Source organism: Candidatus Aminicenantes bacterium (assembly GCA_026393795.1).
In the GTDB taxonomy this organism is placed as follows: domain Bacteria; phylum Acidobacteriota; class Aminicenantia; order UBA2199; family UBA2199; genus UBA2199.
Window position 1 is genome coordinate 1 of sequence record JAPKZL010000310.1, and the last position, 8,329, is coordinate 8,329.

The window sequence follows — 8,329 nt, forward strand, 5'->3', positions numbered from 1 at the left end:
ATTATGTCCGATGGCTTCATCGAAAAAATTCGGCATTTGTTCGACCCCAAGTATGACAATGAAAAATATGTCAAGGCCTTTGACTTCACGGCGTTTAAGCAAAAGTACGGCCGCTACCGGGAAAAATTCACGAAACTCAACCTGCGCATCGGTTCCGACAGCATGAATGGAGATTGGTGCGAGGAGATCCTGGCGAAAAGGTCCTTGCTGGCGCCGCTGGACCCCGATTTGCAAGTCCTTTGCCAACGGTTGCGCATGATGATCGACAGCAAGGTCTTCGAGGATTTCATCAGCGTCGATTCCGATGCCCCGTTGCCCAACCTGCTGGCCTGGCTTCATGCCGCGAAAGTATATACGGCTGTAAATATGCTGACTGCCTTGGAGGGCGATTGGGAAGCCAGCGTGTCCAACCTGCTGGACATGGTCGACTTCGGCAAGCGGGCGGTGAAGGGCAGCCGCTTCCTGATCGTCAACCTGATCGGCAAAGCCATTATGGCCCTTCCCCTCCAGGCGGTGGCTGCGCTCATGAACCGCAAGGAGTGCCCGGCAGCGGTCTACGAGATGGTCCTGAAGCGGATGCCGACGCTGGAGTACGAAGAGTTCGGCACGCGGCAATCGCTGATCTGCGAAGTGCTGGCCTTCAATTATGACTTCATCGAAAACCCCTGGCATGAAAATCCGTATCGTCCCTATGGCTTCTGGGAGCGCATGTTTTTAAAACTGTTTCTCGTAAAAAACCAGACCAGGAATTACGCCGACGAGATCATCAAGCAATTCATCGAAATGGAACAAACCCCGCCCTGGCAGTGGAAAAACGATACCATCGCGGCCGGCCCGATCAAAACCGGTCCTTTCTGGTGGCTCTGGAATGCCGGGGGTAAACTCCTCCTCGAATCGTACAACGATTATGCCATGGGCTATAAAAAAGGCGAGGGGATTTACGCCGTGATTTTTAAAACCGAAAAATCGGTGCCGGAAATTCTCGACGGCCTGGATAGTTACAAGGTTCTTGACCCCTGCTCGGGCAAGCCCTATGTCTGGAACGGGGAGAAGCAGGTCCTGTACAGCATCGGCACCGACCGGGTCGACAACGGCGGGACGTTCAACAAGGCAACAATGGCCACCGATGTCGTCCTACCTTGCGTACTGTATATCCGAGCCGAGTCCGGTCAACAGAAAAAGCGCTGATGGAATGTCGGGAGGTCGGCCTCCCGGCGCGAGTTTCTTTCGCTGCGAGAAGTCCGGCTGTTGAATGGGGGGGCAAAAGCGGGTAAAATGAGGGCATGCTGAAGAAAATCGTTTTCCCGGTCGCCGGCGTGGGGACGCGTTTTTTGCCCGCCACCAAGGAGGTCCCCAAGGAGATTCTGCCGATCATCGACAAGCCGCTGATCCAGTACGCCGTCGAGGAGGCGGCGCAGAGCGGATTTGCCGATTTCATCTTCATCACCGCTCCCGGCAAGGAGGCGCTGGAGCGCCATTTCGCCCCCAACCGCGAGTTGGACGATTTCCTCAAGCGCCACCGTAAGAGCCATTTGCTGGACGGGCTGCATGAGTATTACCGGAAGAATTTCACCTATATCCGCCAGCAGCAGGCGCTGGGCTTCGGCCACGCCATCTCCCTGGCCGAAGAAGCCGTCGGCAACGAGGCCTTCGCCATCTCCCTCCCCGACGACCTGATCCTGGCCGAGGAACCGGTCATGGCCCAGATGCGCCGGGTCTACGACAAATACCGCTGCCCGGTCGTCGCCTTCATGGAGGTTCCCCGCCACGACATCCCGCGCTATGGCATCGGTGCCGGCACCTTCATCGCCGACAAGGTCTTCGCGATAGAAAAGCTGGTGGAAAAACCGGCCGCGGCCGACGCTCCCAGCAACTTCGCCGTCATCGGCCGCTATATCCTGACCCCCGATATTTTCCCGCTGCTCAAGCAGATCAGACATGGCGCCGGGGCCGAGATCCAGCTGACCGACGCCATCGTCGCCTTGATGAAAAAACGCCGCCTGCTGGGCTATTTCTTCAGCGGCCGGCGCTTCGACGCCGGAACCACCCTGGGTTATATCGAAACCCTGATCCATGTCGCCCTGCAGCGTCCGGACACGCGGGACTTCACCCTGCGCCTCCTGCGCCAGATGGCTGCCGATGAAAAGATATGAGACCTTCGCCACCACGGCCGACGTGGGCGTCCGCATTTTCGGCCGTACCTTCGCCGAACTGTATGAAAATGCCGTGGCCGGGCTGAACGCCCTTCTCTTCGCCAGGAAAAAGGGGAAGCCGATCGAGATCGGGGCTTGCGGCTTCAGCTTCCGCGGCGACGGCGTCGAGAACGTTCTGGTCAACCTGCTGGCTGAAGTGTTGTCCCTGGTCTACCAGAAGAACAGGCGGGTGACGGCGGTGGCCTGCCGCCAGGCCGACGAACATTTCATCGACGCCGACCTGCTGCTGGCCAAAATCGACGAAGAACCGGAGCTCGACATCAAGGCTGTCACCTACCACAAGCTGCAGGTCGTTGAAACGGACGGGGTGAAAAGCGCCGCAGTGTTTTTCGACGTCTGACGCCGATGGCCGACCATTTCGAAAAGCTCTCCCCGTTCCACTGGCGTCTGGACAAAAATACGCGCAAGGACATGATGGCCGGCGCCGAGATTTTCGCTTCCGAACAGATCCTGCGCCAGGCGCAGGCCGACGCCTCCATCGAGCAGGTGGTCAACGTCGCCTGCCTCCCCGGCCTGACCGGGAATTCCCTGGCCATGCCCGACATCCATTACGGCTACGGTTTCTGCATCGGCGGCGTGGCGGCCTTCCCGGCCGACGGCGGCATCGTCCTGCCCGGCGGCGTCGGCTACGACATCAATTGCGGCGTGCGCCTGCTGGCCAGTTCCATCCCTGCCGAGGAGTTCGCCGCCGTGGCCGATGCGGTCGGCCATGCCATCCTGCAGCGCGTTCCCACCGGCCTGACTCCCCGCGGCATCCAGCCGCTGAACAAGAAGGATTTCCAGCGTGTCGTCGGCAGCGGCGTCAAGGAGATCGTGCGTCGCTTTGGCGGCGATGCCCAGGACATGCAATTCATCGAATCGAACGGCTGCCTGCCCTTCGACGCCCCGGGCGCCCTTGGCCCCCGGGCTTGCGAGCGCGGCGCCGCCCAGCTGGGCTCCCTGGGTTCGGGCAACCACTTCATCGAGGTCCAGGCGGTGGAGGAGGTTTACGATCCCGTCGCCGCCCGCTGCTTCGGGCTGGAACAGGGTCGCATCGCCGTCATGATCCACACCGGCTCGCGCGGCTTCGGCCACCAGGTCGCCTCAGACTATATCGAGACATTCCGCAAGCGCAACCTGGCCCGCCTGAAGCTGAAGGACCCGCAGCTGGTTTATGCCGACATCGCCTCGGCCGAGGGCCGCAACTACCTGCAGGCGCTCAATGCCGCCAGCAATTTCGCCTGGGCCAACCGCCAGCTGATCCAGGAAGAAGTTCTGGATATCCTGGAAAAGGCCTTGGGCATGGGCCGGGCCGGACTCGGGTTGCGCCTGGTGTACGACCAGGCCCACAACATCGCCAAATTCGAAGATCATGACGTGGGCGGGAAAACGACCCGCTTGCTGGTCCACCGCAAGGGGGCGACGCGGGCCCTGCCGCCGGGGCATCCAGAAATCCCGGCGGTGTACCGGGAGGTCGGCCAGCCGGTGCTCATCCCGGGCAGCATGGGCAGCCGGCCTCAGCCGCCACCAGGCTATCAAGCTTTCGGCGGGGGCCGATGTCCGCGACCGGTTGCGGAAGCAGGGGGTACTGGTCTTCAGTTTATCCAGCCAGGGCCTGAAAGAAGAGATCCCGGAGGCCTACAAGGATGTCGACGACGTGGTGGCCGCGACCGTGGCCGGCGGCATCTCCGAAAAGGTGGCCAGACTGCGGCCGCTGGTGGTCATCAAGGGCTGAGCCGTTTTTAGTAAAAATAAAAAAAAATAACTGCACGGTAAAACGATCCTTTTTCTTATTTAACGCCCCATTATTGATATTTGGACTTGACAACTCCATAAATATGCGTAAAATGGAATTATGTATTCCAGAATAATTAATTATCCGCGGGACAAAAGCTTTTTTCTGTTTGGACCCAGGGGAACAGGGAAAACTACCTGGGTGAAAACAACCTTCCCCGCTGCCGTTTTCATTGATCTGCTGGAATCCGAGCTTTTTATTGGCCTGCTTGCCAATCCGCAAAGATTGGAGATGTATATTCCCAAGGATTTCAATAATTGGATAATAATTGATGAAATACAAAGAATTCCTGAATTGCTCAATGAAGTGCACCGGTTGATAGAAAAATACAAATACAAGTTCATTTTGACCGGCTCGAGCGCCAGGAAGATAAAAAGAAAAGGTTACAATCTGCTTGCCGGGCGAGCTTTGACCTATTCCATGCACCCGTTAACCGCAACGGAGCTTGGAAAAACCTTTGACCTTGAATATCTGCTGAATTATGGTGGCCTGCCAAGCGTTTATGCCGGGAATGAGGCAAAAAAATATCTTGCCAGTTATGTTAAAACCTATCTACAAGAGGAAATACAATTTGAAGGATTAACCAGAAATCTTGGCGCTTTTTCAAGATTCCTGGAGGCGGCCTCTTTTTCCCAGGGAAGTATTTTAAATATTTCAGAGGTTGCTAGAGATTGCGCTGTGGAAAGAAATGTCGTGTAAAAATATTTTTCAATGATTGAGGATTTGTTGATCGCTTATCGCATTCCTGTTTTTTCGGAAAGAGCCAAAAGGCGGATGATCGCTCATCCGAAGTTTTACTTGTTTGATACTGGGGTTTATCGAACCATCAGGCCGATGGGGCCGCTGGACAGGCCGGAAGAAGTGGAAGGAATAGCTTGTGAGACGCTTGTATTCCAGGAGTTGAACGCCATCAATTCATATTTGGAATCCGGCTATAAAATATTTTATTGGCGGACCGCGGATGACATGGAAGTGGATTTTGTTCTGTACGGCGGCAAAGGCATCCTGGCTTTTGAAGTAAAAAGAACCGCAAAGGTATCCAGGGAAATGACCCGGGGGCTCAGGGCATTTCTCAAAGCCTATCCCATGGCCAAAGCCTGTCTGATCTATGGCGGTGAGCGCAGGTTAAGGGAAGATAATATTGAAATCATTCCCATTAACGAATTCTTGCTTTCCTTGCCTACCATGTTGAGTTAAAGTCTTGCGGCGCTGCGGCAGCGACTCGATTCTCAGTTAAAATTTGAATTTTGCACAAAGGATTTGGCGGAATTCGATCTGGAACGGGCATTCAAAGCAGTAGTTGCCGTTGCCACAGTCATTGGCAGCGAACGATCATGACTATCAAACGAGTTTCCTGTCCGTATGAAAAGACCATAACGGCGGCAACCTTTGCGAAGATTATTAATGCTAATCAATAATCGTGATGTTGTCAGAAAAAAATATTTCGTATAATATTGTTAGCCGAGGAAAATAATATGACATTAGAAAATTGGGATTGGCTCAGATTACCGGTTGTTTCTGCTGGTGCAGAGTATTTAGTAATGGGAAATTTAATGAGAAGAAATATATTGGCGTATAAAGCTCCTCAAAATAACGAAGGATACGATTTGATTTGTATCCATCCAGATCCTCGATATATAAAAAAGTCACACCAAAAAGCACAATTAAGAATACAAGTAAAAAGCCGCTATGCTACTGATTGTAATAAGGCATTTATAATTAGAGAAAAATCAATTGAAGCTTTTGACTATTTAATTGTGGTTTTTTTAAATATTGGAAAATATTTTGGGAAAAATATAGGAGATGTTGGCAAAAAAGAAGTTGAATACTATACCTTTCCGCAAGAATTTGTTAAAAAGCATCATTTAAAACAAGGAAATTGGGAAAAAATATTGTTAAAACCGTTACTTGAAGAAATTTATAAATATAAAAATGAAAAAGGATTTGAATTAATTGCAAGAAAATTAGGAATAATAATACCAATTAAAAACAGGAAAAATAAAAAGGCACGGCTAACAAGTCGTTTAAGCCGACTCGGCCAGCCACGGCATTAGGTTGGAATTTTATTATAGCTGGCCTCGCTGCTTAACTCCGTCGTTATGGCTGATTGGTCCCGTCTGAAACCGGGCCTTCGCCGGCGATGGCGCCGTTCTTGACCTGGACCGCGTAGACGATCTGAGTTTCCAGGTTCTTGGCCAGCAGCACCTGACAGTCGGGCCAGTGCCGGGACAAGCGGACGGCGGCGTAAAAGGCGATTTTTTCGAAATTGCCGGCGTTTTTGGAATCGCTGTTGAAGACGATCAGCGCCTTTTTTTCGGCGTCGAAGATGCGGAACGCGATCAACCCCTCGGTGCGCTTCAGGTAGGCCAGGGCGTCGGTTGGCAAGCCGCCGCTCTTGCTGCCGGTGATGGTCAGGATGAAAAAGACGATGACCACGACCAGCAGGCCGGCGGCCACGGCGTAGATCATGCGGTTCGATTTGCCGGGATTGATCCTCTTTATTTTTGTCCTGATCATGGTCGCGTGTCGCTCTCCAAATAGGAATAGGCTAACCCGGCCAGCAGGGCCGGGGCAATCTTGAGCACGTCCTCGTCGACGGCAAACGTCGGCGTGTGCAGGGCGCTGCCGTTGCCGCTGTCCAGGAAGAAGAGCAGCGACGGGACCAGCCGGCCATAGGCGGCGAAATCCTCGCCGACGGTCAGCGGTTCGGCGAGCACGACGTTGTTGCGGCCGAGGATCCTTTCGAAAACGGGCAGCAGCCGGTCATAGAGCTTGGCGTCATTGACCACGGCCGGGCTGGCCTTCTCGAAATCGAACCGGGTGGTGACGCCGAAGGCAATCTCCAGCCCCTTGAGGATCCGTTCCATGCCGGCGCGGATGGCATTTTCCGTCTCGGCGGAAAAGGTGCGCACCGTCCCCTCCATGTCCACCGTCTCGGCGATGACATTGCTGCGCACGCCGCCGTTGATCTTGCCGATGGACAGCACCGCCTTTTCGCCCGGGTCCTTGCTGCGGCTGATCAGGGTCTGGAACTGGCCGATGGCCGCGGCGGCAACGACGATGGCGTCGACGCCCTGGTGCGGGAAGGCGCCGTGGCTGGCCTTGCCCCGGATGCGGATGTAGACCGAGGCCACGTTGGCCATGATCGGCCCCGGCCGCAGGCTCACCCGGCCGGCCGCGAGGCCGGGCAGGACGTGCAGGGCCAGCAGGGCGTCCAGGCGGGGGTTTTCCAGGATGCCGGCAGCGATCAGCCTTTCGGCTCCTCCGGCTTCATCCTTGGCCGCCCCCTCCTCGCAGGGCTGGAAAATGAACACCACCGTGCCGGCCAGCCGGGCGCGGATTTCGGACAGCAGCCGGGCGCAGACCAGCAGGTTGGTCATGTGCACATCGTGGCCGCAGGCGTGCATCTGCCCCGGCTGGCGCGAGGCGAACGGCAGGCCGCTCGTCTCCTCAATGGGCAGGGCGTCCATGTCGGCGCGCAGGCCGATGACCGGGCCCGGCCGGCCGCCGCGCAGGACGGCCTTGATGCCGCTGCCAGCGATGGCGCTGGTTAGTTCCAGGTCCAATTTTTTAAGGTAAGCGGCCAAGAAAGCGGCCGTCTTTTTTTCCTGAAAGCACAGTTCGGGGATCTGGTGCAGCTCGCGGCGCAGCCCGACGCTTTCGGGGAACAGGGCGGTTGCTCGTTCCTTGAAAAGAAAGATAAAATCATCAGCTGTAAAAAGTGGCAGAAAGAAAAAGCATACGGCCAGTCCGGCCACCAGGGTATTCTTTTTCATTTTAAGGGCATCCCATTGCCTACGGAACCACCACGTTGTTGAAGATGTCGCTGATGATGTCGTCGCTGCTCATGGCTTCGGCTTCGGCCTCGTAGGTCAGGATGATGCGGTGGCGCAGGACGTCGCGGCCGACCGACTTGACATCCTCGGGGGTGACGTAGCCGCGGCGGCGAATGAAAGCCATGGCCTTGGCTGTTTCGGTCAGGTAGATCGAGGCCCGCGGCGAGGCGCCGAACTGGATCAGGTTCTGCAGCTTGGCGATGCCGGCCTCCCTGGGGAAGCGGCTGGCGAAGACCAGGTTGATGATGTAGTCCTTGATGCGCTCGTCGATGTAGACCATCTGGTAGGACTGCTGGAGCTTGGCCAGCGTTTTCCTGTTGAGCACGACCTGGAGCGGGATGTCGTTGCCGCCAACCATGCGGTTGACGATCTCCTTTTCCTCGTTCTTCTGCGGGTAGGTGATCTTGACCTTGAGCAGGAAGCGGTCGATCTGGGCCTCGGGCAGGGGGTAGGTCCCTTCCTGCTCGATCGGGTTCTGGGTGGCCATGACCATGAACGGCTTTTCG

General features: G+C 55.7%; 8 protein-coding genes and 2 pseudogenes. 7 read left to right on the forward strand and 3 right to left on the reverse strand.

Features of this window, described 5'->3' with window-relative positions:
- The 7 genes and pseudogenes from NTW95_15090 to NTW95_15120 form a co-directional block, all read left to right on the forward strand.
- The coding region (locus NTW95_15090; protein MCX6558732.1) for a hypothetical protein at positions 1-1,188 on the forward strand (1,188 nt) is incomplete at its 5' end.
- Between the two features lie 95 nt (positions 1,189-1,283).
- On the forward strand, positions 1,284-2,153 hold the full coding sequence (locus NTW95_15095; protein MCX6558733.1) for a UTP--glucose-1-phosphate uridylyltransferase: 870 nt from the start codon (positions 1,284-1,286) through the stop codon (positions 2,151-2,153).
- On the forward strand, positions 2,140-2,553 hold the full coding sequence (locus NTW95_15100) for an archease (protein MCX6558734.1): 414 nt from the start codon (positions 2,140-2,142) through the stop codon (positions 2,551-2,553). The genes NTW95_15095 and NTW95_15100 overlap by 14 nt, the downstream gene beginning before the upstream one ends.
- A 194-nt stretch (positions 2,554-2,747) precedes the next feature.
- Positions 2,748-3,644, forward strand: a pseudogene (locus tag NTW95_15105) (RtcB family protein).
- Positions 3,565-3,927: an RtcB family protein gene (locus NTW95_15110; protein MCX6558735.1), complete on the forward strand. Its 363-nt coding sequence runs from the start codon at positions 3,565-3,567 to the stop codon at positions 3,925-3,927. Before NTW95_15105 ends, NTW95_15110 begins: the two are co-directional and overlap by 80 nt.
- Before the next feature lie 120 nt (positions 3,928-4,047).
- Positions 4,048-5,184: pseudogene (locus NTW95_15115) on the forward strand (ATP-binding protein).
- A gap of 257 nt (positions 5,185-5,441) precedes the next feature.
- The gene (locus tag NTW95_15120) at positions 5,442-6,041 is read left to right on the forward strand and encodes a hypothetical protein (GenBank protein ID MCX6558736.1); all 600 of its coding nucleotides are present in this window, start codon (positions 5,442-5,444) and stop codon (positions 6,039-6,041) included.
- Between the two features lie 43 nt (positions 6,042-6,084).
- Here NTW95_15120 and NTW95_15125 read toward each other — a convergent pair whose 3' ends face one another.
- From NTW95_15125 to NTW95_15135, 3 genes are all read right to left on the reverse strand, one after another.
- Positions 6,085-6,504, reverse strand: coding sequence for a hypothetical protein (locus NTW95_15125; protein ID MCX6558737.1), 420 nt, complete (start codon positions 6,502-6,504; stop codon positions 6,085-6,087).
- The gene (locus NTW95_15130) at positions 6,501-7,763 is read right to left on the reverse strand and encodes a M20 family metallopeptidase (GenBank protein ID MCX6558738.1); all 1,263 of its coding nucleotides are present in this window, start codon (positions 7,761-7,763) and stop codon (positions 6,501-6,503) included. The genes NTW95_15125 and NTW95_15130 overlap by 4 nt, the downstream gene beginning before the upstream one ends.
- A gap of 19 nt (positions 7,764-7,782) precedes the next feature.
- Positions 7,783-8,329, reverse strand: a 547-nt coding sequence (locus NTW95_15135; protein MCX6558739.1) for a MoxR family ATPase, incomplete at its 5' end; no start/stop codon positions are given.